Below are 21,531 nucleotides of genomic sequence, written 5' to 3'. Positions count from 1 at the left end.
TAAGTTTTCCGGTGAGAAATGACCTACTGCGTCGGCCTTCTGCTCAATCAGGGTATGGTATGCCTGTCCGATACCCGCACCAATGCGGGGCTCGACAATATTTCCACCTATCGCAAGATGTTCACCTTTGAAGCCCCGGACGAGCGGGTGATCGTGATTATGACTGCCGGCTCGCTTTCCATTACGCAAACCACCATCGCGCGGCTGCATGAGGCGATGGATGAACCCGACGCCACGCCGGAAACCTCGATCATGCTGGCGCCGACCATGCTGAAAGTGGCGCAGATGGTCGGGAATACCCTTGCGAGCGTGCGCCGCGAGATCGACGAGAAACTGTCGATGAGCCAGGGCGCCTCGGCCTCGATGATCGTCGCGGGGCAGCGGAAGGGCGGCGGCATGCGCATGTTCCTGATCTATCCCGAGGGGAACTTCATCGAGGCGACCGATGACACGCCCTTCCTCCAGATCGGAGAGCATAAATACGGCAAGCCGATCCTTGACCGGGTGGTGCGGCCCGAGACCGGGCTGCAGGACGCGCAGAAGGCGGTGCTGTTGTCGATGGATTCGACCCTGCGTTCGAATCTCTCGGTGGGGATGCCGCTGGATCTGGCGGTGATAGAGCGCGACGCGCTGAAGGTCTCGTCCCGGCGGCGGATCGAGGCGGGGGATGAGGGCTTCCGCGCCATGAGTGACGCCTGGTCCAATGCGCTGCGCGACGGCTTTACCCGGATCGAAATCTGAACAGGCGGGCTGACGTAGCGGAAAATCGCCGCGCTTTTGCGCAAACATTGTTTCCGGGGCTTCACATGCCCGTTTCAGATGCCTAGTTTTCAGGAAACAGCAGGAGAAGCGACTCATGCCCAGGCTCGTCCGCCTCTACATCCAGTCCGTCGCGATCGGATTCGGATTGTCCGCCGGTTTCGTGGCAGCGCTGCTCTGGAGCGATGTGGCTGCCGTCGGTACGCTGGTCAGCGGGGCAGGGGCGATGGGCTGGGTGGCGGTGGCCATGCTGGTGGTGTTCTTCGGCATCCTGTTTTCGGGCGTGCAATTCGGGATCCGCATTATGATGATGGCCGAAAACGACACGCCGCCGCGCGGCGGGCTGCGCCAGCAGATGATGCCGGTTCCGGTGCGGGTGAGCAGAGAAAAGCGGCAGCCGCGCCGCTGATCCTTGCGGACAATCTTACCCCGACACTCTAGATCAGACCCGCCGCGCTTTGCCCGGCGGGTTTTTTCCTGTGCGACATTCGGGGAATAGGGCGGCGTGTGATAAGGTGGCGGGCCCGCAGCGGCCGTGGGTGGTCTCGATATCCCGAGAGCCAGAGGTCTCAGGTGGGAACCAGGTATCCGGACCAGGATCCGGGCAGAGCCAGCCCCCATTCATATGCTTATCGGCCACTGGGTTATGGACCCCTCACGCGAAGAGCAGCACCCGCCGCCCTCATATCTAGGGCCGGCCCCTGATCCGCACAAGAGCGCAGCGTGCAGGCGCGGCCATCATGGGGGCATTTCGGGGTATCTGGACAAATGTTTATGATTTGTTCATGGTTGGCGGATGGATATCCCGATGCACGCTTTGCCTTTCTCGGACCCTTGTGAAACCGTACCGCCCCAGGCGGGCCAGCGCATCGCGCGGGGAGTGGCGCGGCTGATGTGCAGCCATGGTTTCGCGCCGGTGCTGGAAATGCCGCTGGCTGGTAAGCTGCGCGCCGATGTGATGGCGATCGGGCCGAAGGGCGAGGTCTGGATCGTCGAATGCAAATCCTGCCGCGCGGATTTTCGCGCCGACCGCAAATGGCAGGGCTATATCGGCTATTGTGATCGGTTCTTCTGGGCGGTGGGGCCGGATTTCCCGCAAGAAATCCTGCCTGAAGGCTGCGGGTTGATCCTCGCCGATGCTTTCGGGGGCGAGATCATGCAGATGGCCTCCGAGACACCGCTTGCGGCAGCAAGGCGTAAGGTCGTCTGTCGCGATTTCGCCCGCCATGCAGCCTTGCGCCTGCTGGCCCTGCGCGATCCGTCGCCCTGAGGCGCCACGCAAATTTCTTGCAAGAAATTTGTCCGGATTTTTGAAAAATCCGGGCCCCTGGCGGGCGGGGGTCAGAACAGGCCCAGCTGGTCACCTCTGGCAAACGGCACCCGGAACAGGTCGCAGCGGAGCGCCGGTTGCGGCTGGTCCAGCCCCAGCTTTGCCGATGCGCGTCGGAAGCGGTCGGCGATCAGCCGCGACCACAGGCCTTCGCCGCGCATCCTTTTGCCGAAAGTCGCGTCATAGTCCTTGCCGCCCTGCATCTCACGCACCCGGTTCATAACCTTTGTCGCCCGCCCTGGCTCTGCCCGCTCCAGCCAGTCGCGAAACAGCCCCGCCACCTCTTGCGGAAGCCGCAGTGAAATCCAGCTGGCACTGGTGGCCCCGGCCTCCTGCGCCGCCTCAAGCAGCGGTTCAATCTCGTGATCGGTCAGGCCCGGGATCACCGGTGCCAGCATCAGCCGCACGGGGATGCCCGCCTCGCTCAGCCGCCGGATGATCTGCAACCGTCGCGCCGGCGCCGGCGCCCTGGGCTCCATCCGTCGCGCAAGGCCCTGATCCAGAGTGGTAATCGAGATGCCCACCCGGGCGATCCCCAAGGCCGCCATCGGTGCCAGCAGGTCGATGTCACGCTCGATCAGGGTGCCGCGTGTGGTGATTGCCAGCGGGTGCTGAAAGGCTGCCAGCACCTCCACCACCTCGCGGGTGACCCGGTATCGCACCTCTGCCGGTTGCCAGGGATCGCTGTTCGTCCCGAGTGCAATTGGCGCCACCTTATAGGATTTCGCCCGCAGCTCACGGTCCAGCTGCTGGCCGATTCCGGGTTTCGCAAAGAGCTTCGTCTCGAAATCCAGCCCCGGAGAGAGGTTCAGATAGGCATGGGTCGGCCGCGCGAAACAATAGATACAGCCATGCTCGCAGCCCCGCCACGGGTTCACCGAGCGGTCAAACGGCAGATCGGGAGAGTTGTTGCGGCTGAGGGCGGATTTTGCGGGTTCCAGACTGATTTCGGTGCGCAAAAGCGCATCCTCTTCGGGAAGGTCCCAGCCGTCATCCACGGCCTCGCGGCGATGCGGCTCATAGCGCCCGGTCTCGTTCTGGCCGGCGCCGCGCGCCCTTGCGCGCTGACCCGGCATCAGCCCGGGCAAAGGCGGCGTCGGGGGGCTGGGTGTCGGGGGGCCGGGCGTCGTGGGGCTGGACGGATGGGCGGCTGGCACGGTGGGATCCCTCGGAAGTAATGAGAACAAAAATAGAACAAATACCGGCGAAGGAAAGGGGGATTCGCACCGAAGTCGGCTTTCTCTTCGCGCATGTCGCAAACATCTGAGTGGCGGTGTCGCTTTCGGCCCATTGAGGGAGAAAGAACTCTCTCCGCTGGAGCGCCCCATGGCCGATGACGACGAAATCATCCTCTCGGAACTTCCCGATGACGAGCTGGTCCTGCAAATGCATGACGACCTCTATGACGGTCTGAAGGACGAGATCGAAGAGGGGACGCGCATCCTGCTGGATCGCGGCTGGACGCCCTATGATGTGCTGACCCAGGCGCTGGTTGCCGGCATGAAGATCGTCGGCGACGATTTCCGCGACGGGATCCTGTTCGTTCCGGAAGTGCTCTTGTCGGCCAATGCGATGAAAACGGGGATGACCATTCTCAAGCCGTTGCTGGCGGAAACCGGCGCGCCGCGCATGGGCAAGATGGTTATCGGCACGGTCAAGGGCGACATCCACGATATCGGCAAGAACCTTGTCGCGATGATGATGGAAGGCGCCGGGTTCGAGGTTCTGGATCTGGGGATCAACAATTCGGTCGAGAAATATCTCGACGCGCTGGCGGCCGAGCAACCTGATATCCTTGGCATGTCGGCGCTGCTGACCACCACCATGCCCTATATGAAAGTGGTGATCGACACGCTGAAGGAAAAAGGCATGCGCGAGGATTATATCGTCCTCGTAGGTGGTGCGCCGCTGAATGAGGAATTCGGCAAGGCGATCGGGGCCGACGCCTATTGCCGCGATGCGGCGGTGGCGGTCGAGACCGCGAAACAGCTGGTCGCGCGTCGCCACAACCAGCTGAATGCCTGATTTCTCATAATATTCAGGCAGGCCCCGGCGGGTTCCGGGGCCTGTTTTTCTTTCGGGCTTGCATGGGGGGCGCTGCGGCCCCAAGTTTAAAGGGTGGAGGGTTGTGGATATGCCTTTGACGTCCTTTCTCGGGCTGATTGCCCTGGTGATCCTTGCCGCCGGTCTGACCCTGCTTGTTGCGCTGAACCTCGGTGTGCCGGTTTCGGTGATTGCGATTCTCGCCATGCTGGGCAGCCTTGCGCTCGGCATGAAGCAGTGGCGCTGAACCGGGCCTGACGATGACGGGCCCGGCGATATCAGTGCCGGCAATGCCCCCGGCGGTTCCGGACGATGATGTCCTGACCAGTCGAGGCATGGGCAGCGGCGTGGCAGGCTCTGGCACCGGACGGATCCTGCTGATCGCCTGCGGGGCGCTTGCGCGCGAGATCCTTGATCTGAAACGCGCGAATGGCTGGGATCATCTCGACCTGCAATGTCTGCCGGCGAATCTGCATCTCTGGCCCGACCGGATTACCGAGGCGGTCGAGGTGGCTGTGAAGGCGCATCGCGAGGAGTATAGCCAGATCTTCGTGGTTTATGCCGATTGCGGCACAGGCGGGTTGTTGGCTGCGCGCTGCGCCGAGCTGGGTGTCGAGATGGTGGCCGGCCCGCATTGCTATTCGTTTTTCGAAGGCAATGAGGCTTTTGCGGCGCGGTCCGAAGAGGAATTCACTGCTTTTTACCTGACCGATTTCCTGGTGCGGCAATTCGATGCCTTTGTGTGGAAGCCGATGGGCCTCGACCGGCATCCGGAGCTGCGCGACATGATCTTCGGCAATTATGAGAAACTGGTCTATCAGGCGCAGACCGATGACCCGGCGCTGGATGCGAAGGCGCAGGATTGCGCGGCGCGGCTGGGGCTGGCGTATGAGCGCCGCTTTACCGGTTATGGCGATCTGGCCGGTGCACTTGCCCGACTGGGGTGAGGGGCGGTGGTTTCGGATGCCTCCGGCGGGAGTATTTCCATCAAGAGGAAATCACTGCGCGAAATCGGTAATGACGGCGACGCCGGGCGCGGTGGGGCCGTCGAAGGCGGCGAGTTCAGCCGAGGCGTCACTGAGCGCAACCTGGCGGGCGACGATGGGAGTGACATCGAGGCGCCCGGTCCCGATCAGCGAAAGCAGCGACGGATAGCGCCAGGATGGCATCCCGCGCGAGCCATAGACCGCGAGCTGGCGCATATAGATCGTGTTGACGTCAAGCTGCATCTGCGCATGGCGCCCGGTGGGCAGGCCGATCTGCACATGGCGGCCCAGCGGGCGCAGCGAGCGAAGCGAGGCATTGGTGGTGGCCTCGATCCCGAGCGCCTCGACGCTGACATGGGCGCCGCCGCTGGTGAGCGCGCGGATCTCTTCCGCGACATCGGCCTGGCTGGCATCGAAGGCGGCCTCGGCGCCGAGCGCGCGGGCATGATCGAGCTTTTCCGGCACGATATCGGTGACGATGACACGCGCACCAAGGGCGAGACCGATCAGCAGGCAGGAAAGGCCGATGCCGCCGGTGCCATGAATGGCCAGCCACTCTCCGGCCTGGAGGCCCGCGCGACCGGTCAGGGCGTGGAAGGCGGTGGTGACGCGGCAGCCAAGCCCGGCCGCGAGATGGGGCGACAGGCTGTCTGGCAGCCGGGTGAGATTATGGGCATGCGGGGCCGAGACATATTCGGCATAGGCGCCGGGACTGCCGAAACCCGGGACATATTGGCTCTGGCAGGTGGTGGATTGTCCGGAGCGGCATTCCGGGCAACTGCCGCAAGAGAGGATGAAGGGAGCGATCAGCCGGTCACCCGGTTTCCACTGCGCCTGCGGTCCGGCTTCGACCACTTCGCCGCAATATTCATGGCCTGGAATATCGCCCGGCTTCACCTTTGGGTGCTCTCCCACCCAGCCATGCCAGTCCGAGCGGCAGATGCCGCAGGCGAGGAGACGCAGCACAACCCCGTCCGGGGCGCAGACCGGGTCCGGCACGGTTTCTATGGCAAGCGGGCTGCGATACTGGCGGATGAGCGCGGCGCGCATGGTCAGGCCCCGGTGTTGCGGAAGTGGTTCAGACAATAGACGCGGATCGCCGAAGCAAGGCCCTCGCCGGGTCGACGTATTGCGTCGATTTCGGATGCCAGAGCATTGACCGGGCGTTGTTTCGCGCGGGCGATTTCTGCGAAAGCCTGCCAGAATTCCGGCTCCAGCGTCACGCTGGTGCGGTGGCCGCGTAAAGTGAGAGAGTGTTTTTCCGGACCTGGCATTGCCTGCCCAGGCTAGCAAGGCCAAGGCAGGGGCACCAGCCGGAGTTTTGAAAACTCCGGCACGATTTCTTGCAAGAAATCGTTTCAGGCGATGCGGCGGATCGGTTCGCGGTTGCAAAAGATCACGAACTGGCCGGCATTCTCGACCACCGGAAAGCCGCGCCGGCGCATTTCGGCGAGAAACCAGGCGCGACCGGCAAAGCGGTCTATGTCGCGGATCTTGCGGCGGATGACGCTGCCGCTGCGTGCGGACTGTGAGGAAAAGAGGTGCAGCATCCAGCTCTCGCGGCTGAAATGGTCCTGAATGTCCGACATGGCGAGCCTCCTGACCGAGGCTGCGCAGATCAGGGTTAAGCTGTGGTTAATCAGGATCCTTTGCACCGGAAGGGCTATCCTCCCGCCTGTGCTGCTCGAGGGCACGGGCGGATTTCTCCGTCCGTGCCTTGTCAGAATCGCGCCCGGCCTTGCTGCGGCCGAATTTCACGGCATTGGCGTCAGCCTGGGCCCGCTTTTCTGCGCGGGCCCGGTCCTTGCGGAACCGGTTCAGGTTGACGGGATCCGCCATCAGCCTTTCGGGCCGATCATGTCTTCGGGCCGCACGATGCGATCGAAGGTCTCGCCATCGACGAAACCGAGCGCAATCGCCTCTTCACGCAGCGTCGTGCCGTTCTTATGCGCGGTCTTGGCCACTTTGGTCGCGTTGTCATAGCCAATGGTCGGCGCCAGCGCCGTTACCAGCATCAGCGATTCCTTCATCAGCTTTTCGATCCGCGCGGTATTGGCCTGGGTTCCGACCACCATATTATCGGTGAAGGAAGATGCCGCATCCCCCAGCAGCTGGATGGATTGCAGCACATTATAGCTCATCATCGGATTATAGACGTTGAGCTCGAAATGCCCCTGGCTGCCGGCGAAAGTCACCGCCGCATCATTGCCCATCACATGGGCGCAAACCATGGTCAGCGCCTCGGCCTGGGTCGGATTGACCTTGCCCGGCATGATCGACGATCCCGGTTCATTCTCGGGCAGGATCAGCTCTCCGAGACCCGAACGCGGGCCGGACCCCAGCAGTCGCAGGTCGCTTGCGATCTTGTAAAGGGACGCCGCCACCGTTTTCAGCGCGCCCGAGAAGAAGACCATCGCATCATGCGCGGCCAGAGCCTCGAACTTGTTCGGCGCGGTGACGAAGGGCAGGGCGGTGATCTTCGCGATCTCGGCAGCGACCGCCACGTCATAGCCCTTGCGGGTGTTCAGTCCGGTGCCGACAGCGGTGCCGCCCTGCGCCAGTTCATAGATATGCGGCAGCGCAAGCTTCACCCGCTCGATGCCGCGATCAACCTGCGTCGCATAGCCCGAGAACTCCTGGCCCAGGGTCAGCGGCGTCGCATCCTGGGTATGGGTGCGACCGATCTTGATGATATCCCTGAACTCGGCCGATTTCGCCCAGAGCGCTTTCGCGAGCTTTTCCAGCCCCGGCAGCAGCACATCGCGCGTATGCATGCCGATGGCGACATGCATCGCGGTCGGGAACGTGTCGTTCGACGACTGCCCCATATTCACATGGTCATTGGGGTGAACCGGCTTTTTCGAGCCCTTCGCGCCGCCGAGGATCTCGATGGCGCGATTCGAGATCACCTCATTCGCGTTCATATTCGACTGGGTGCCAGACCCGGTCTGCCAGACCACCAGCGGGAAATTGTCGTCGAACCTGCCGTCGATCACTTCCTGCGCGGCCTCGGTGATCGCGCCGACCAGATCGGCGGAGAGATCGCCCTGGGCCGCGTTGACCGTCGCCGCCGCCTTCTTGATCACGCCAAGCGCGCGGATGATCGGGACGGGCTGACGCTCCCAGCCGATCGGGAAATTGATGATCGAGCGCTGTGTCTGCGCACCCCAGTATTTGTCGGCGGGGACTTCCAGCGGGCCAAAGCTGTCGGTCTCGGTACGGGTCTCATTACGGGTCGCAGTCATGCGTGCCTCCTGCAAGTTCTCGCGCCATGCTGTAGCGCAGCAAGGCAACGGAAATCAATCGGTATGCCATTGTATGCTGATGGCTTGCCGCAAATCCGGACCCGAATTGTGGTTCAGAACTGTGGACCTGAACGGCGGGCCAGAACGGCGGGCCAGAACGGCGGGACAGAATCAAAAAGGCACCCTTGCGGGTGCCCTGTTCGACCGGACTGGTCGGGAAACCGGACTTGACGCCCGGTTGCAGGCTCTTTCTCAGGCGCCCCAGCTGCGGACAGCGCCGCTATCCATATGGACAAAGTTTGAACGGGAGTAGCGGCCAACGCCACCAGCGGCACAGGCCACAGCGGCACGCGCCATCTGGTTGACCGAGCGCGACTTCAGCCGCAGATCGGCAGCCTGGCCCACGATATGCAGGGAGTTCTTTGCGACGCCGCCCGATTTAGAGCGCAGCATTGTATTGGTCTTTTGGCTGCGGAACCCGGAGAGGAGCATATAGGATTCGCTGACATCCATCAGACGATGCGCAGCCGCCATGATATCCACATTGCGCGGATCCATCTGCTTGGTGTCGCCGGTGCGCCAGTCGCGCATGAAGTGATTGATTTCCTTCATCACTTCCGGAATGTACTTGCCTTCGATCCAGTAGATCGTGTCGATGCTTTCGCCGGTGCGGCCGGAATACATCCGGATGCGGCGGATATCGCCTGCACCCCTCAGCACACCGAAAGCATTGGAGTAGGTCGGTGCGGCGACGATTGCCGTTGCCGCGAACACGCCCAACAGCCCGCGACGCGAGATAAGGTTTGATGTGTTTTCAGTCATAGCCTGTCCCGTTTTTCGTCTGTCGACTGCCTGATCGGCAGCTTCTCCTGCGCGTTCATTTCCGAAAGGCGCAACACTTTGCGTCCTGCCGGATGCCTCGTCTGTATGGCATAACATGATTCGAAGCCCAAGCGAAGATTGCCTCTGGTTCCCTATTCAATCGGCAATAAGCAAAAAATCGCTGAACATTCGGCCGGAACCTGGCGTTGCATCGCTGCAACTGTGGTCGGAAAACGGCCCCGAGCCGGCATGGTGGCCACATTATGGCGGCCACCGGATGGGAATGTGAATGGACACCGGGTCCAAATCGCTGAATCTGTCGGAAGCCAAAGCTTTCTGCGCGTTTAAGAGGTTTAAGATGCCGAATTCCGTCCCGAATCCTGTCCGGAAAGCGCGGATGCGGGGCCTGCTTTCCCCGGTCATTTCCGGTCTTGCGCTGGCAGCGGTGCTTTGGGGGGCGGCACCGCCTGCGGCGGCAAAATCCACGGCATTTTCGCAATCCCTCGCAGTGGCGGCCTCGGGCGATGAAGAGATCGCGGCCTGGTATCGCGAAACCGGTTTCGATACGCTCTGGACCGGCGCGGATGACCTCGCCCGCCGCCAGGCGCTGATCGCGGCGCTTGAGACGGCGGGCGATCACGGGCTGCCCGTTGCGCGCTATGATCTGGCGGGGATCCGCAGCGCGCTGGTCTCGGCCCGGACCGAGGGCGATCTGGGGCGGCTTGAGGTGAAGATGACGCGCGCCTGGCTCGACTGGGCGCGGGATATCAGCTCGGGCGCGCTGGATCCGGCAAAGATCGATTCCACAATCGTGCGCGAAATCACCCGGCCCGAGCCGGCGGCGCTGTTGCGCGCGGTTGCCGGCAAGGACCCGGCGGCGGCGATGCGGGGGCTCGTCCCCGATTCCGATATCTATGTGCAGCTTATGAAGACGCGTTTCGACCTTGAGGATATCATCGCCTCGGGGGGCTGGGGGCCGCAGGTGCCCGGTGGCGCACTGGAGCCCGGCGCGAGCGGCGAGCGGGTGGTCATTCTGCGCGACCGGCTGATCGCGATGGGCTGGCTCTCGCCGACGCCGACCGCCGTTTATGACCGCGCGGTGCAGAATGCGGTGCTGAATTTCCAGCGCGCCCATGGTCTGCCGGCTGATGGCGTGGCGGGGGGCGATACCCTGGCCGAGATCAACAAGGAGCCGGAAGAGCGGATGAAATCCGTACTCGTCGCGATGGAGCGCGAGCGCTGGATGGATATTGACCGCTCGGGGCGGATGATCTGGGTGAACCTGCCGGATTTCTCGACCGAGATCGTCGATGACGGGCGGGTCACTTTCCGTACCCGTTCGGTGATCGGGCGCGAGGATATGGACCGGCGCACGCCGGAATTCTCGGACAGGATGGATCATATGGTGGTGAACCCCTCCTGGGGGGTGCCGCGCTCGATCATTGTGGGGGAATATCTGCCGCTTTTGCGGTCGAATCCGAATGCGGTCAGCTATATGCAGATCATCGACAGGAATGGCCGCGTGGTGCCGCGTGGATCGGTGAATTTCGCAAGCTACACCTCGCGCAGCTTCCCCTTCGGGATGCGCCAGCCGCCGGGCGACGACAATGCGCTTGGCAAGGTGAAGTTCATGTTCCCGAACAAGCACAATATCTATCTGCATGATACGCCTGCGAAATCGCTCTTTGCCCATGACAAGCGCGCCTATAGCCATGGCTGCATCCGCCTCGCCGATCCCTTTGATTTCGCCCATGCGCTGTTCCGCACCCAGGCGCCGGAAATCGAGACCGAGTTCAACAAGACGATGAAAGGTGGGCTGGAAACGCCGGTCAAACTGGAAAAACAGGTGCCGATCCATCTGGTCTATTTCACGGCCTATCCTGAGGGGCGTGGCGTGATGGGCTACCGGCGTGATGTTTACGGGCGCGATGCAAAGCTCTGGTCGGCGCTGAGTGCCGAAGGGGTGGTCGCGCGGATGGTTTCGCAGTAACTGTCTCTTCGGGTTGCGGAGGGATTTGCGATGGCGCTGCACAGCATTGGCGAGATTGCGACCGCACTTGGTGCGGTGGCCGAGGGCGATCTGACGATCACCGTCTCGGGCGCGTCCGAGCCGCAGGCGGCGGGGCCGGAGAATCTCGCGCTGGCGATGGATCCGCGTTACGCGGGCCGGATCGCCGAGGGGCGGGCGCGCGCCGCCGTGGTCTGGCCCGGCGCCGACTGGCGCGCGATGGGGCTTGAGGCCGCGATTTTCGCGCCGCGCGGGCGACTTGCCATGGCGGGGCTGACGCATCTGATGGATCCGGGGCCAGAGATCGCGCCGGGCATCCATCCGCTCGCGGTGGTTCACGAGAGCGCTGAAATCGGTGAGGGCGCCGCCATAGGCCCCTTCGTGGTGATCGGGCGCGGCGTGACCTTGGGCGCGCGCGCGCGGATCGCCAGCCATGTTTCCATCGCCGAAGGCGCGACGATCGGTGCAGAGGCGCTGATCCTGCAAGGCGCGAAGATCGGTGCGCGGGTCACCATCGGCGAACGCTTCATCTGCCAGCCCGGCGCGGTGATCGGCTCGGACGGGTTTTCCTTCGTGACGCCCGAGAAATCCGGCGTCGAAGAGATCCGCAAGACGCTGGGCCAGCGCGACGAGATCCGGGCGCAAAGCTGGACCCGCATCCATTCCCTTGGCGCGGTCACCATCGGCGATGATGTCGAGATCGGCGCCAATAGCTGCATCGACCGCGGCACCATCCGCGATACATCCATCGGGCGTGGCACCAAGCTCGATAATCTTGTTCATATCGGCCATAATGTGCAGATCGGCGAGGATAGTCTGATCTGCGGCCAGGTCGGCATTGCCGGCTCGTCGAAGATCGGCAACCGGGTGGTGCTGGCCGGGCAATGCGGTGTGAACGACAATATCTTTGTCGGCGATGATGTGATCTGCGGCGGCGGCACCAAGATCTTCACCAATGCGCCGGCGGGGCGGGTGTTGCTGGGTTATCCGGCGGTGAAGATGGAAACCCATGTCGAGATCCAGAAATATCTCCGCCGCCTGCCGCGCCTTGCGGCCAGGGTGGCGGCGCTGGAAAAGCTGACCCCCGGCTCTGACGCCGGCGCCGACGACTGAGGGCAGGGCGATGGCGCTCAGCGAGATCGGCCGGAGCGTGATCGCGATCCTCGCCGCCCAGGCGCTGGTCGATCCGGCAGGCATGCGGGAAAGCGACAGGCTGGAGGAGTTTGGGCTCGACAGCCTGGGCCTTGTCGAGGCGATCTTCGCCATTGAAGAGCGGTTCGATATCCAGGTCCCCTTCAACCCCAATGAGCCCGATCAGGCCGGGCCCGGGGATCTGGATGTCTCGACCGTCGGCGGCATCATTCGCGGCATCGAGGCTCTGATCGCGGCGAAAGCTCCGTGAGGCGCGTCGTCATCACCGGCGCCGGCACCGTGAATGCGCTGGCCCATGATCTGCCGGGAACCTGTGCGGCGCTGGCGGCGGGGCGTTCGGGGATCGGGGTGCTGGAGTTTCGCGATGCCGACCGGCTCAGCATCCGCATCGGCGCGCAGATCCGGGGCTGGACCTGGGGTCAGGCCCTGACCCCGCAGGAGCAGTCGCTTTATGACCCCTTCACCCGCTATGCGCTGGCGGCGGCGGCTGAGGCGCTGGCCATGGCCGGCGAGGGGGCGGGTGAGGGGGCCGGCGTGCTGATCGGGTCTTCCGCCGGGGGCATCCACACCTGGGAGGACAATTACCGGACGGTCTTTGCCGAAGGAAAAAACCGGGTGCCACCGCTGACGGTGCCGCGGCTGATGATGAACGCGGCGGCCTCGCATATCGGGATGCGACATGGGCTGACAGGGCCGACATTCGCGGTCTCCTCGGCCTGTTCCAGCTCGAACCACGCCATCGGCCAGGCCTTCCGGCTGATCCGGGACGGCCATGCGCCCGCGATGCTGGCGGGTGGCGCCGAGGCGATGCTGTGTTTCAGCGGCATCAAGGCCTGGGAGGGGCTGCGGGTGCTGTCTCCCGATGGCTGCCGCCCGTTTTCGGCCAGCCGCAACGGCATGGTGATGGGCGAGGGCGCCGCCGTTTTCGTGCTGGAGGAGGAGACCCGCGCCCGCGCGCGCGGTGCGAGGATCATCGCGGAAATAGCCGGGTTCGGCATGACAGCGGATGCCGGGGATATCGTGGTGCCCTCGGTCGGTGGCGCGGCGGCAGCGATGCGGGCGGCTTTGGCCGAGGCCGGGCTGGCACCGGAAGAGATCGGCTATATCAACGCCCATGGCACTGGCACGCGGGTCAATGACCGCAATGAGGTCGCCGCGATCCACAGGGTTTTCGGGCATGCGGCCAATGGGCTGATGGTGTCTTCGACCAAGGCGGCGCATGGCCATGCCATAGGCGCCACCGGCGCGCTGGAGCTGATCGCCTGCCTGATGGCGCTGGATCAGGGGGTGATCGCGCCGACGCTCGGGCTGGACCGCACTGACCCGGATTGCGACCTTGACCATGTCCCGAATGAGGCGCGCCGCGCCCAACCGGGCGCGGCGCTGTCGAATTCCTTCGCCTTTGGCGGGCTGAACGCGGTGCTGGCGCTCCGTGCAGCCCAGTGAGCAGCCCTGTGAGAGCCCAGTCTGCGGCCCCGTAAAGGGTTTACTCGGCGGCTGCCGGGGCAGGCGCTGCGGCTGCCGCAGCGGCGACGGCGGCATCGGCCTTCACATTGGCCGCAACCATCGCATCATAGCCCGAGGTGAAGCCTTTCAGCGAGACGTCCAGGCTGACTTTCTGATCCGGTGCCACGAAGGGCGAGATCGCGAATTTCGCGCTGGCGCCCTTTTTGAACGCGGCGATTTCCTCGGCGGTAAAGCCGATCCGCGCCACGCAACCGATCTGGGTGCAGACGGTGAACGGATAGGCGCGCGGCTTGGCGGTGTCGATGGTCAGCTGCATGCCTTCGGTCAACAGCGTTTCCAGCGGCGCGATGAAATTCGCACCGGCAATGGCCGGGCCACCGGCGCCCTCGGGCAGCGAGAAGATCGCAAGTTCGGCCACCGGCGCGCCATCGGCATCCTTCAGCAGCTGGTACAGCTGGCAGGGATCGGCATCGAGGCCGGTGCGCTCGCAGCGCAGTTCCCATTTCTCATGGGTCGAGGCGGTGTAGATCGCGCTCTGGCCACCAACTTCGGAACCCATCGACAGGCCGTTATCTGCCGGAGCGGCGGTCTCGCCAGCCTCTGCCGGAGCTGCGGCCGGCGCTTCTGCGGGGGCTTCTGCGGGGGCCTCGGTCGTTTCCTGGGCGAAGGCCGCCAGCGGGCTGCCAATTGCAAGAGCGAGGGCGAGAAGCGGGATACGCGGATTCAACATATAGTCATGTCCTTTGAACGGTGACTGTAGCCGGTAGAGATTTGCCTGGCTGCCGCGCGCTGAATAACACGGTGAAATGACAGTGTCAGGTCTCATTTGCGCGACCTGCGGCGTGATCCCGCCGGAAATCCGCCCCTCGGGCGGCAAATCGGGGCACAAAATCCTGTATCCGAAATACAGGTCAGGCCCGGAAAAAATCAAAGGGCCGGAATGACCGGCCCTTTGCACGCGTTCCGGAGTTGCCCCCTGACGCTTATCATTTTTTGCTCCCTGTCGGACTGGCCGACTTCACGTGAGGGGGACGCTAAGCAGCTTTCTGCACTGCGTCAACAGGAAATCTGTTACATGGGGCGGGCGGAGACAGAGAAAAAATTCCGACCATTTGGTCAGGAAAACAGCGCGGTTCCCGCTTTTTACGCCAGGGCGGAACCGGAGACGCGGTGAAGATCAAGGCTGGCAGCGATCGGGGAACAGGTTATGGTCGCGACTAGCGATCCGGCCAGTAATATGGCCAGTGATCGGGCCGACAAAGACCGGCCTGCAAAGGCTGGCCGGCGAAAGCTGGCTGACGAAAGCGGGCGGCATGGCCGCAACAGGCCCCCAGACAGGAGAACGACCGGTGACAGCACAGAATGAGACAGGGGCCGCCGGCATGGCGCAGGACCGGATTTTCGTCGGCGGCGGTGGTGAGGGCTATCACGCGGCCCAGGATCTGCTGCTGAAATACGGCAATCGCCACGGGCTGATCGCGGGCGCCACCGGCACCGGCAAGACGGTGACGCTGCAGGTGCTGGCCGAGGGGTTCGCGGCGGCGGGCGTGCCGGTCTTTCTGGCCGATATCAAGGGCGATCTCTCGGGGATCTGCCAGGCGGGCGATCCGGCGGCGAAGACCCATTCGGCCTTTGCTGCCCGGGCAAAGACCATCGGGCTTGATCTGGCCTACCGCGCCTTCCCGGTGCTGTTCTGGGATCTTTTCGGCGAGCGCGGCCATCCGGTGCGCACCACCGTCGCCGAGATGGGGCCTTTGCTGCTGTCGCGGCTGCTGGAACTGACCGAGGTGCAGGAGGGCGTGATGAACGTGGCCTTCCGCCTGGCCGATGACGAGAAACTGGCGCTGCTGGATCTGAAGGATCTGCGCGCGCTCCTGACCTTTATCGCCGAGAATTCCGAAACGGTGTCCACCACTTACGGGCTGGTGTCCTCGCAATCGGTGGGGGCGATCCAGCGCCGGCTTCTGATGCTGGAAAACGAAGGCGCCGAGACGCTGTTTGGCGAGCCGGCGCTGGAGCTGGCGGATCTGATGCGGGTCGATCCGGACGGCACCGGGCGGATCTCGATCCTGGTGGCGGATAAGCTGATCAACTCCACCCGGCTTTATGCGACCTTCCTGCTGTGGCTGCTCTCGGAGCTGTTCGAGGCGCTGCCCGAGGTGGGCGATCCCGATAAGCCAAGGCTGGTCTTCTTCTTCGACGAGGCGCATCTTCTGTTCAATGACGCGCCCAAGGCCTTGATTTCGCGGATCGAACAGGTGGCGCGGCTGATCCGCTCAAAGGGCGTTGGGGTCTATTTCATCACGCAAAACCCGGCTGATGTGCCGGATACGGTGCTGGGGCAGCTGGGGAACCGGGTGCAGCATGCGCTGCGTACCTTCACCGCGAAAGACCAGACCGATCTGGCCCGGGCGGCGCGCACCTACCGCGCCAATCCGCGTTTCCCGATCGAAGAGGCGATCCGCGAGGTCGGGACCGGCGAGGCGGTGACCTCGCTGCTGGAGGCGAAAGGCGTGCCGGGCATGGCCGAGCGCACGCTGATCCGCCCGCCTTTCAGCCGGCTGGGCCCGGCCGAAGAGGCCGCGCGGGCGGCGGCCTTTGCGGCCTCGCCGCTGGCGGGCAAATATGATCAGGAAATCGACCGCGAAAGCGCTTTCGAGATCCTGCGGGCGCGGGCCGACAAAGCCGCGGCAGAGGCGCAGCGCGCGGAGGAACCGGTGGAATCAGAGACCGGCTTCAGCCGCGGCAAGCGCTATGGCGGCGAGAATTCCTCGCGCCGCTATGAGGCACCGGCGCCGGCGCCGAAGAAGAAAAGCAGCGCGTCGCGGTCAGATTCGGTGGGGGAGGCTTTCGCCAAAAGTTTCGCACGTCAGCTGGGCAGCAAGAGCGGCCAGGCCATCGTGCGCGGCGTGCTCGGGACGATTTTCGGAAAACGCTGAGGCCTGACGGAGGGGGCTGCGGGAAGGCTGCGGGCCGCCGGGCGGACCTCCGGCGGGACACCCCGGGCCAGGATGAAAAGCGGTGGCCAGGGTTTGGGCTGACGTTTTGGCGGTGGAAAAAGGCTGCCGCTGGCTGCCTTTTTTGTGGCAGGACCCGGGGTCAGAATTTCAGCGTCGCCCCGAGGGTGACGGTGCGGCCTGGCGCCCGGAGCGGCTTGATCCCGTCGTGCCAGAGGTTGGTCGCCGCCTATCGGAGCCTGTATCGCGGTGGCGCCAATGTGGTTCGGGCGGTCTATATCGCCGGCTATGCCAGCAGGGCGAATTTCTCGACCGCCTTCAGCCGCGCCTTCGGTCTGACCCCGGCGTGGGCGCAGGATGGGGTCTGAAAAGAACGGAGCCTGAAAACAACGGGGCCTGAAAAGAAAAGGGCCGGACAGGTACGGGGCCTGACACGGGCCTCGGCCGGGGCAGGGGGCAACGGGGCCTGCGCTATGCTTGCGCGCGGCGTCTTGCTCGGGCATCAAGGGGTGATTCATTTGCCGGAAACGCCCGCATGACCAACCGCATCTGCCATATCGAGATCGACGAGAAGGGTCTCGCGCGCCCGACACCGGAGATCGAACAGGAGCGCAAGGTTGCAATCTTCGACCTGCTTGAGGAAAACAGCTTTGGCCTGCCCGCCCGCGAGGGCCGCGAGGTGCCGCCGGGGCCGTATCGCCTGGCCCTTGCGATCCGCGAGGGGCGGCTGGTGTTCGGCATCGCGCGCGAGGATGAAAGCGCGGTCGGCGAATTCCATCTGAGCCTCGGCCCCTTCCGGCAGGTGGTGAAGGACTATTTCCAGATCTGCGAAAGCTATTTCGAGGCCGTCAAACGCCTGCCGCCCAGCCAGATCGAGGCGATCGACATGGCGCGGCGCGGCATCCACAATGAAGGCGCCGCGATCCTGCAAGAGCGGCTTGACGGCAAGGCGGATGTCGACCGCGACACCGCGCGCCGGCTGTTTACCCTGATCTGCGTGTTGCACTGGGGGTAAGCGTGGTCGATTTCCCGCAGTCCATTCTGTTCTGCTGCGACCATAACGCTGTGCGCTCCCCCATGGCCGAGGGGATGATGAAGAAATTCTACGGCCAGCGCGCCTATGTACAGTCTGCGGGCGTTAAGAATGATATGGAGGTGGACGGGTTTTCGGTCGCCGTCTGCCAGGAAATGGGGATCGAGCTGTCCCGCCACCGCGCCCGCTCGTTTGAGGAGATGCAGGAATGGGGCGATGATCTGGGCCAGTTCGATCTGATCGTGGCCCTGTCTCCGGCCAGCCAGCGCCAGGCGCTGGAACTGACGCGCTGGCATCATCTTGAGGTCGAATACTGGCCCATTCTCGACCCGACCGGGCTTGGCGAAAGCCGCGAGGCCAGGCTTTCCGCCTATCGCCAGGCCCGCGATCAGATCCGTGACCGCATGATCCAGCGCTTTGGCCCGCCCGCACCGGCTGAGGGCGCGTAATACCCCGTTCCGCGGCTCTGCTTACGGGGCGGGAATAAGGCGCATTGCCGCTATTCGCCCCGCTAAGATCCGCATTGCGTCGAACGGGTGCCACATTGTGCCTGCACCCAGAAGGCAGGGACAATCTGCACGCGAAGGGCGAGAAACCTCATGTCTGGCATTCCGGGGTCATCCTATACCGTTCTGGCTGTCTATCTGCTGATGACCGCCGCTGCCTGTTTCCTGATCGGGGGCATCCCGCCGATGGTGGTGCTGCTGGCGGGGCTCTGCATGACCATCCGCCGCAGTGATTTCCGCCATCTCCGGAATGCCGGTCATTTCATCAGCTGGTTCTACGGCGTGGTGGCCATTGTCTCGCTGATGGTTGCAATCAGCCATGTCGCCGCCCTGTCCAGCCCGGGCCTGCAAACCCTGACGACAGTAGAACACCAGTCATTCCTGCGCCTCTTCGGCATGGCCGCGATCCTCAGCGCCTTTGGCTGGGCGATGACGAAACATGCGCTGATGCCGGCCTTCCTGCCCTTTGGCCGGGTGATCGCCGACCATGGTTTCTGGGGCAACCGCAACCGCGAGGGTGTGGCACCGCAGAACCGCCTGGCGGCGGAACTGGCCAAATGGAATGATATGCGCAAGGAAGGCGAGGACGAGGCCAATGCCGGGCGCGCCAGCCGCGCCGCCTGAGCTTTCCCCAAAGATACCAGCGTAAACGCGGCCCGGGCGATCAGCCCCGGGCCGTTTCTGTTTCCGCGACCAGCGAGCCGACCTCGGCGCCCCCGGATGCGTCCCCGGAGGCCACCCCGGATCCTGCCGCGAGACCAGTGCCTGCGGCCAGGATCGTTTCCAGCTCGGCTTCGATCCAGCCCACCAGACCGATCAGCCGCGCCGCCGCCTGCTGACCCAGCGGTGTCAGCTCATAATCGACATGCGGCGGCACCACCGGATGCGCAGTGCGCAAAACGAATCCATCCGATTCCAGATCCTTCAGCACCTGGGACAGCATCCGCTCGCTGACCCCGGCCACCCGGCGCCGCAGTCCGGCGAAACGCTGCGGCCCGGTCGCCAGTACCACCATCACCAGCACGCCCCAGCGACTGGTCAGATGCTGCAGGATGCGCCGCGACGGGCATTCGGCGGCAAGAACATTGCCCTCGCGCCAGCCATCCATCAGCCGCTGTGCATCCGTCGTAACAGGGTTGTGCGTCATTGTTCCACACTTACAAAATGGTGCGTACTTACTTTTTATAAGTATTACGCTATTCTCTTCCTGTCAAATCCGGAACAGGAGAATCCAATGACAATCGCCATCACCGGAGCCAGCGGCCAGCTTGGCCGCCTCGCCATTGCCGCCACTAAAGCCCGTGGCACCGCCCCGATAGCCCTGGTGCGCAGCCCCGCGAAAGCCGCCGATCTGGGCGTCGAGACCCGCGCCTTTGACTATGACAAACCCGATCCGGCCGCGCTGAAAGGCGTTGATACCCTGGTGCTGATCTCGGCCAATGAGGTCGGCAAGCGTTTCCCGCAGCATAAGGCGGTGATCGACGCCGCCAAAGCCGCCGGCGTGAAGCGGATCCTCTATACCTCGCTTCTGAAAGGCGATGCCTCTACGATGAAACTCGCCGCCGAGCATATCGGGACCGAGGCCGCGCTGAAGGCGTCGGGCCTCGCATACACGATCCTCAGAAATGGCTGGTATACCGAGAATATGACCGGCGCCCTGGCCCCGGCGATTGAACATGGTGCGATCATCGGCTCGGCGGGTGAGGGGCGCTATTCCGCCGCCGCCCGTCAGGATTATGCCGAGGCAATCGCCGTCACTGCGACCGAAGCGGGGCATGAGAACAAGATCTATGAGCTTGCGGGGGACACCGCTTTCACAGGCGCTGACCTCGCGGCCGAGGTCGCGAAACAGGCTGGCAAGCCGGTGGGCTATGTGAACCTGCCCGAGGCCGATTACGCCAAAGCGCTGGAAGGGTTCGGCCTGCCGGCTGGCTTTGCCGCGATCCTTGCCGACAGCGATGCCCAGACCGCCAAAGGTGCGCTGTTTGACGACAGCAAGACCCTGTCGCGCCTGATTGGCCGCCCGACCACGCCGCTTGCCGTGACGGTGGCGACCGCTCTGGCCTGATCGGATACACCAGGCGATACCGGGCGGTCTTCAAAGGCCGCCCGGAGCCCATTTCAGGACGCTTTCAGGCTTTCCTCTGCCCGGCGAGTGGCTATCCTCGCGCCAACAGGAAAGGGAGAGCCATGTCCGCATCTGAGACCCGCCAGCTGATCGAATCCTATTACGCCGCCTTCAACGCGCTGAACCCCGAAGGAATGACCGCGCTGGTCAGCGAGGATATCGAACACCGCGTCAATGAGGGTGGCATCCGCCGCGGCCGCGAGAAATTCGCGGAATTCGGCTCGCATATGGGGGTGTCCTACCGCGAGGAACTCAAAGACATCGTGATCTTCGTCAGCGAAGACGGCAGCCGCGCGGCGGCGGAATTCGTGGTTCATGGCGAATATCTGAAAACCGATCCCGGCCTGCCCGAGGCAAAGGGCCAGAAATACATCCTGCCGGCCGGGTCTTTCTTTGATGTGAAGGGAGGCCGGATCACCCGCGTCACCACCTTCTACAACCTGAATGACTGGATCGAACAGGTCTCGAAATGAGCCTGGAGGTCCGCGCGCTCAAAGGCGCGGAACTGGAGGCCGCGCTGGATGATATGGCGCGGCTTCGCATCACCGTGTTCCGCGACTGGCCCTATCTCTATGACGGCACGCTGGATTATGAGCGCAATTACCTCCAGGCGTACCGCGACAGTGCAGGCGCTCTGCTGGTCGCGGCGATTGATGATGGCCGGATCGTCGGTGCCTCGACCTCGGCACCGATGGAGGATCATGCCGGCGAATTCGCCGAGCCGATGCGCCAGACCGGGCTGCCGCTGGAGAAAATCCTCTACGGCGCGGAATCGGTCCTGCTGCCGGACTATCGGGGCAGGGGCGTGGGGCACCGCTTTTTCGACCTGCGCGAGGAGCATGCCCGCAGCCTCGGCCGCAGCCATGTCGCCTTTTGCTCGGTGATGCGGCCCGGGGATCATCCGCTGCGCCCCGGACAGTATCGCAGCAATGATGCCTTCTGGACGAAACGCGGCTATGCGCCGCTGCCGGGGGCCATCGCGCATTTCTCCTGGCGCGATCTTGGCGAGGCTGCCGACAGCGAAAAACCGCTGCAGTTCTGGATCCGCCAGCTCTGAGCCGGGCGGGCGCCCGCGCGACATCGCTGATGGGGCCT

General features: G+C 63.9%; 27 protein-coding genes. 18 read left to right on the top strand and 9 right to left on the bottom strand.

All coding sequences use genetic code 11. The features are described 5' to 3' along the window. Nucleotides 1-18 precede the first annotated feature (18 nt). From DRF71_RS06540 to DRF71_RS06530, 3 genes are all read left to right on the top strand, one after another. A complete protein-coding gene (locus tag DRF71_RS06540; RefSeq protein WP_112309647.1) occupies nt 19-741 on the top strand; it encodes a peptidase in 723 nt (240 codons plus the stop codon). A gap of 115 nt (nt 742-856) precedes the next feature. Continuing rightward, nucleotides 857-1,168: a hypothetical protein gene (locus DRF71_RS06535; RefSeq protein ID WP_112309646.1), complete on the top strand. Its 312-nt coding sequence runs from the start codon at nt 857-859 to the stop codon at nt 1,166-1,168. A gap of 387 nt (nt 1,169-1,555) precedes the next feature. Continuing rightward, nucleotides 1,556-2,029 carry an MmcB family DNA repair protein gene (locus DRF71_RS06530; protein ID WP_232831331.1) on the top strand — a complete coding sequence of 158 codons (474 nt, stop codon included), beginning with the start codon at nt 1,556-1,558 and terminating at the stop codon, nt 2,027-2,029. 71 nt (nt 2,030-2,100) lie between these two features. Here DRF71_RS06530 and DRF71_RS06525 read toward each other — a convergent pair whose 3' ends face one another. Next, the gene (locus DRF71_RS06525; RefSeq protein WP_112309645.1) at nt 2,101-3,165 is read right to left on the bottom strand and encodes a PA0069 family radical SAM protein; all 1,065 of its coding nucleotides are present in this window, start codon (nt 3,163-3,165) and stop codon (nt 2,101-2,103) included. Nucleotides 3,166-3,415: 250 nt separating this feature from the next. Between DRF71_RS06525 and DRF71_RS06520 the strand changes: the two genes are divergently transcribed. From DRF71_RS06520 to DRF71_RS06515, 3 genes are all read left to right on the top strand, one after another. Continuing rightward, nucleotides 3,416-4,114: a corrinoid protein gene (locus tag DRF71_RS06520; RefSeq protein ID WP_112309644.1), complete on the top strand. Its 699-nt coding sequence runs from the start codon at nt 3,416-3,418 to the stop codon at nt 4,112-4,114. A gap of 115 nt (nt 4,115-4,229) precedes the next feature. Next, a complete protein-coding gene (locus DRF71_RS27255) occupies nt 4,230-4,379 on the top strand; it encodes a hypothetical protein (protein ID WP_232831330.1) in 150 nt (49 codons plus the stop codon). 43 nt (nt 4,380-4,422) lie between these two features. Then, nucleotides 4,423-5,079: a DUF1638 domain-containing protein gene (locus DRF71_RS06515; protein WP_198672079.1), complete on the top strand. Its 657-nt coding sequence runs from the start codon at nt 4,423-4,425 to the stop codon at nt 5,077-5,079. Between the two features lie 51 nt (nt 5,080-5,130). Here the strand turns inward: DRF71_RS06515 and DRF71_RS06510 are convergent, their stop codons facing one another. The 6 genes from DRF71_RS06510 to DRF71_RS06485 form a co-directional block, all read right to left on the bottom strand. Continuing rightward, nucleotides 5,131-6,168, bottom strand: coding sequence for a zinc-dependent alcohol dehydrogenase family protein (locus tag DRF71_RS06510; protein WP_112309642.1), 1,038 nt, complete (start codon nt 6,166-6,168; stop codon nt 5,131-5,133). Between the two features lie 2 nt (nt 6,169-6,170). Beyond that, on the bottom strand, nt 6,171-6,392 hold the full coding sequence (locus DRF71_RS06505; RefSeq protein ID WP_112309641.1) for a ribbon-helix-helix domain-containing protein: 222 nt from the start codon (nt 6,390-6,392) through the stop codon (nt 6,171-6,173). 84 nt (nt 6,393-6,476) lie between these two features. Further along, entirely contained in the window at nt 6,477-6,707 is a 231-nt protein-coding gene (locus tag DRF71_RS06500; RefSeq protein ID WP_112309640.1) for an N-(5'-phosphoribosyl)anthranilate isomerase, read from the bottom strand. 46 nt (nt 6,708-6,753) lie between these two features. Beyond that, entirely contained in the window at nt 6,754-6,957 is a 204-nt protein-coding gene (locus DRF71_RS06495; protein ID WP_112309639.1) for a DUF4169 family protein, read from the bottom strand. Further along, on the bottom strand, nt 6,957-8,363 hold the full coding sequence (fumC, locus tag DRF71_RS06490; RefSeq protein WP_112309638.1) for a class II fumarate hydratase: 1,407 nt from the start codon (nt 8,361-8,363) through the stop codon (nt 6,957-6,959). The genes DRF71_RS06495 and fumC overlap by 1 nt, the downstream gene beginning before the upstream one ends. A 252-nt stretch (nt 8,364-8,615) precedes the next feature. Next, nucleotides 8,616-9,185, bottom strand: coding sequence for a YcbK family protein (locus tag DRF71_RS06485; protein ID WP_112309637.1), 570 nt, complete (start codon nt 9,183-9,185; stop codon nt 8,616-8,618). Between the two features lie 397 nt (nt 9,186-9,582). Here DRF71_RS06485 and DRF71_RS06480 point away from each other — a divergent pair, with 397 nt between their 5' ends. The 4 genes from DRF71_RS06480 to DRF71_RS06465 are packed head-to-tail and all read left to right on the top strand — an operon-like array spanning nt 9,583 to nt 13,791. Beyond that, nucleotides 9,583-11,175, top strand: coding sequence for a L,D-transpeptidase family protein (locus DRF71_RS06480; protein WP_112310041.1), 1,593 nt, complete (start codon nt 9,583-9,585; stop codon nt 11,173-11,175). A 30-nt stretch (nt 11,176-11,205) separates the two neighbouring features. Beyond that, nucleotides 11,206-12,306, top strand: a complete 1,101-nt coding sequence (locus DRF71_RS06475; RefSeq protein WP_112309636.1) for a UDP-3-O-(3-hydroxymyristoyl)glucosamine N-acyltransferase — start codon at nt 11,206-11,208, stop codon at nt 12,304-12,306. 10 nt (nt 12,307-12,316) lie between these two features. Further along, nucleotides 12,317-12,595 (top strand): acyl carrier protein, encoded by a 279-nt coding sequence (locus DRF71_RS06470; RefSeq protein ID WP_112309635.1) that lies wholly within the window; start codon nt 12,317-12,319, stop codon nt 12,593-12,595. After that, nucleotides 12,592-13,791, top strand: coding sequence for a beta-ketoacyl-[acyl-carrier-protein] synthase family protein (locus DRF71_RS06465; RefSeq protein WP_112309634.1), 1,200 nt, complete (start codon nt 12,592-12,594; stop codon nt 13,789-13,791). Before DRF71_RS06470 ends, DRF71_RS06465 begins: the two co-directional genes overlap by 4 nt. Nucleotides 13,792-13,831: 40 nt before the next feature. Here the strand turns inward: DRF71_RS06465 and DRF71_RS06460 are convergent, their stop codons facing one another. Beyond that, nucleotides 13,832-14,542: an invasion associated locus B family protein gene (locus DRF71_RS06460; RefSeq protein ID WP_112309633.1), complete on the bottom strand. Its 711-nt coding sequence runs from the start codon at nt 14,540-14,542 to the stop codon at nt 13,832-13,834. 652 nt (nt 14,543-15,194) lie between these two features. Here DRF71_RS06460 and DRF71_RS06455 point away from each other — a divergent pair. The 5 genes from DRF71_RS06455 (at nt 15,195) to DRF71_RS06435 (ending at nt 18,932) form a co-directional block, all read left to right on the top strand. Beyond that, the gene (locus DRF71_RS06455) at nt 15,195-16,751 is read left to right on the top strand and encodes a helicase HerA-like domain-containing protein (protein WP_112310040.1); all 1,557 of its coding nucleotides are present in this window, start codon (nt 15,195-15,197) and stop codon (nt 16,749-16,751) included. A 236-nt stretch (nt 16,752-16,987) separates the two neighbouring features. Next, nucleotides 16,988-17,137 carry an AraC family transcriptional regulator gene (locus DRF71_RS06450; RefSeq protein ID WP_112309632.1) on the top strand — a complete coding sequence of 50 codons (150 nt, stop codon included), beginning with the start codon at nt 16,988-16,990 and terminating at the stop codon, nt 17,135-17,137. Nucleotides 17,138-17,304: 167 nt separating this feature from the next. Next, a complete protein-coding gene (locus DRF71_RS06445) occupies nt 17,305-17,784 on the top strand; it encodes a UPF0262 family protein (protein ID WP_112309631.1) in 480 nt (159 codons plus the stop codon). A gap of 62 nt (nt 17,785-17,846) precedes the next feature. Next, nucleotides 17,847-18,251 carry an arsenate-mycothiol transferase ArsC gene (locus DRF71_RS06440; RefSeq protein WP_112309630.1) on the top strand — a complete coding sequence of 135 codons (405 nt, stop codon included), beginning with the start codon at nt 17,847-17,849 and terminating at the stop codon, nt 18,249-18,251. A gap of 150 nt (nt 18,252-18,401) precedes the next feature. Then, nucleotides 18,402-18,932 (top strand): hypothetical protein, encoded by a 531-nt coding sequence (locus DRF71_RS06435; RefSeq protein WP_112309629.1) that lies wholly within the window; start codon nt 18,402-18,404, stop codon nt 18,930-18,932. A gap of 40 nt (nt 18,933-18,972) precedes the next feature. On the opposite strand, the gene DRF71_RS06430 is transcribed toward DRF71_RS06435, so the two are convergent. Next, a complete protein-coding gene (locus tag DRF71_RS06430) occupies nt 18,973-19,455 on the bottom strand; it encodes a winged helix-turn-helix transcriptional regulator (RefSeq protein ID WP_332872044.1) in 483 nt (160 codons plus the stop codon). Between the two features lie 87 nt (nt 19,456-19,542). Between DRF71_RS06430 and DRF71_RS06425 the strand changes: the two genes are divergently transcribed. From DRF71_RS06425 to DRF71_RS06415, 3 genes are all read left to right on the top strand, one after another. Further along, nucleotides 19,543-20,376 carry an SDR family oxidoreductase gene (locus DRF71_RS06425; protein ID WP_112309627.1) on the top strand — a complete coding sequence of 278 codons (834 nt, stop codon included), beginning with the start codon at nt 19,543-19,545 and terminating at the stop codon, nt 20,374-20,376. A 122-nt stretch (nt 20,377-20,498) separates the two neighbouring features. After that, nucleotides 20,499-20,909, top strand: coding sequence for a ketosteroid isomerase-related protein (locus DRF71_RS06420; protein ID WP_112309626.1), 411 nt, complete (start codon nt 20,499-20,501; stop codon nt 20,907-20,909). Continuing rightward, nucleotides 20,906-21,493, top strand: coding sequence for a GNAT family N-acetyltransferase (locus DRF71_RS06415; protein WP_112309625.1), 588 nt, complete (start codon nt 20,906-20,908; stop codon nt 21,491-21,493). Before DRF71_RS06420 ends, DRF71_RS06415 begins: the two co-directional genes overlap by 4 nt. Nucleotides 21,494-21,531: the final 38 nt, after the last annotated feature.

It is taken from the genome of Pseudogemmobacter bohemicus (assembly GCF_003290025.1).
GTDB classification, from domain to species: domain Bacteria; phylum Pseudomonadota; class Alphaproteobacteria; order Rhodobacterales; family Rhodobacteraceae; genus Pseudogemmobacter; species Pseudogemmobacter bohemicus.
This window is presented reverse-complemented; position numbering and strand designations above follow the sequence as displayed.

Excerpts from the sequence above, each read along its gene's own strand:
- DRF71_RS06540 (WP_112309647.1), top strand. The coding sequence starts at position 19 with ATGACCTACTGCGTCGGCCTTCTGCTCAATCAGGGTATGGTATGCCTG.
- DRF71_RS06535 (WP_112309646.1), top strand. The coding sequence starts at position 857 with ATGCCCAGGCTCGTCCGCCTCTACATCCAGTCCGTCGCGATCGGATTC.
- DRF71_RS06530 (WP_232831331.1), top strand. The coding sequence starts at position 1,556 with ATGGATATCCCGATGCACGCTTTGCCTTTCTCGGACCCTTGTGAAACC.
- DRF71_RS06525 (WP_112309645.1), bottom strand. The coding sequence starts at position 3,165 with ATGCCGGGTCAGCGCGCAAGGGCGCGCGGCGCCGGCCAGAACGAGACC.
- DRF71_RS06520 (WP_112309644.1), top strand. The coding sequence starts at position 3,416 with ATGGCCGATGACGACGAAATCATCCTCTCGGAACTTCCCGATGACGAG.
- DRF71_RS06515 (WP_198672079.1), top strand. The coding sequence starts at position 4,423 with ATGCCCCCGGCGGTTCCGGACGATGATGTCCTGACCAGTCGAGGCATG.
- DRF71_RS06510 (WP_112309642.1), bottom strand. The coding sequence starts at position 6,168 with ATGCGCGCCGCGCTCATCCGCCAGTATCGCAGCCCGCTTGCCATAGAA.
- DRF71_RS06505 (WP_112309641.1), bottom strand. The coding sequence starts at position 6,392 with ATGCCAGGTCCGGAAAAACACTCTCTCACTTTACGCGGCCACCGCACC.
- DRF71_RS06500 (WP_112309640.1), bottom strand. The coding sequence starts at position 6,707 with ATGTCGGACATTCAGGACCATTTCAGCCGCGAGAGCTGGATGCTGCAC.
- DRF71_RS06495 (WP_112309639.1), bottom strand. The coding sequence starts at position 6,957 with ATGGCGGATCCCGTCAACCTGAACCGGTTCCGCAAGGACCGGGCCCGC.
- fumC (WP_112309638.1), bottom strand. The coding sequence starts at position 8,363 with ATGACTGCGACCCGTAATGAGACCCGTACCGAGACCGACAGCTTTGGC.
- DRF71_RS06485 (WP_112309637.1), bottom strand. The coding sequence starts at position 9,185 with ATGACTGAAAACACATCAAACCTTATCTCGCGTCGCGGGCTGTTGGGC.
- DRF71_RS06480 (WP_112310041.1), top strand. The coding sequence starts at position 9,583 with ATGCGGGGCCTGCTTTCCCCGGTCATTTCCGGTCTTGCGCTGGCAGCG.
- DRF71_RS06475 (WP_112309636.1), top strand. The coding sequence starts at position 11,206 with ATGGCGCTGCACAGCATTGGCGAGATTGCGACCGCACTTGGTGCGGTG.
- DRF71_RS06470 (WP_112309635.1), top strand. The coding sequence starts at position 12,317 with ATGGCGCTCAGCGAGATCGGCCGGAGCGTGATCGCGATCCTCGCCGCC.
- DRF71_RS06460 (WP_112309633.1), bottom strand. The coding sequence starts at position 14,542 with ATGTTGAATCCGCGTATCCCGCTTCTCGCCCTCGCTCTTGCAATTGGC.
- DRF71_RS06455 (WP_112310040.1), top strand. The coding sequence starts at position 15,195 with ATGGCGCAGGACCGGATTTTCGTCGGCGGCGGTGGTGAGGGCTATCAC.
- DRF71_RS06445 (WP_112309631.1), top strand. The coding sequence starts at position 17,305 with ATGACCAACCGCATCTGCCATATCGAGATCGACGAGAAGGGTCTCGCG.
- DRF71_RS06440 (WP_112309630.1), top strand. The coding sequence starts at position 17,847 with ATGGCCGAGGGGATGATGAAGAAATTCTACGGCCAGCGCGCCTATGTA.
- DRF71_RS06435 (WP_112309629.1), top strand. The coding sequence starts at position 18,402 with ATGTCTGGCATTCCGGGGTCATCCTATACCGTTCTGGCTGTCTATCTG.
- DRF71_RS06430 (WP_332872044.1), bottom strand. The coding sequence starts at position 19,455 with ATGACGCACAACCCTGTTACGACGGATGCACAGCGGCTGATGGATGGC.
- DRF71_RS06425 (WP_112309627.1), top strand. The coding sequence starts at position 19,543 with ATGACAATCGCCATCACCGGAGCCAGCGGCCAGCTTGGCCGCCTCGCC.
- DRF71_RS06420 (WP_112309626.1), top strand. The coding sequence starts at position 20,499 with ATGTCCGCATCTGAGACCCGCCAGCTGATCGAATCCTATTACGCCGCC.
- DRF71_RS06415 (WP_112309625.1), top strand. The coding sequence starts at position 20,906 with ATGAGCCTGGAGGTCCGCGCGCTCAAAGGCGCGGAACTGGAGGCCGCG.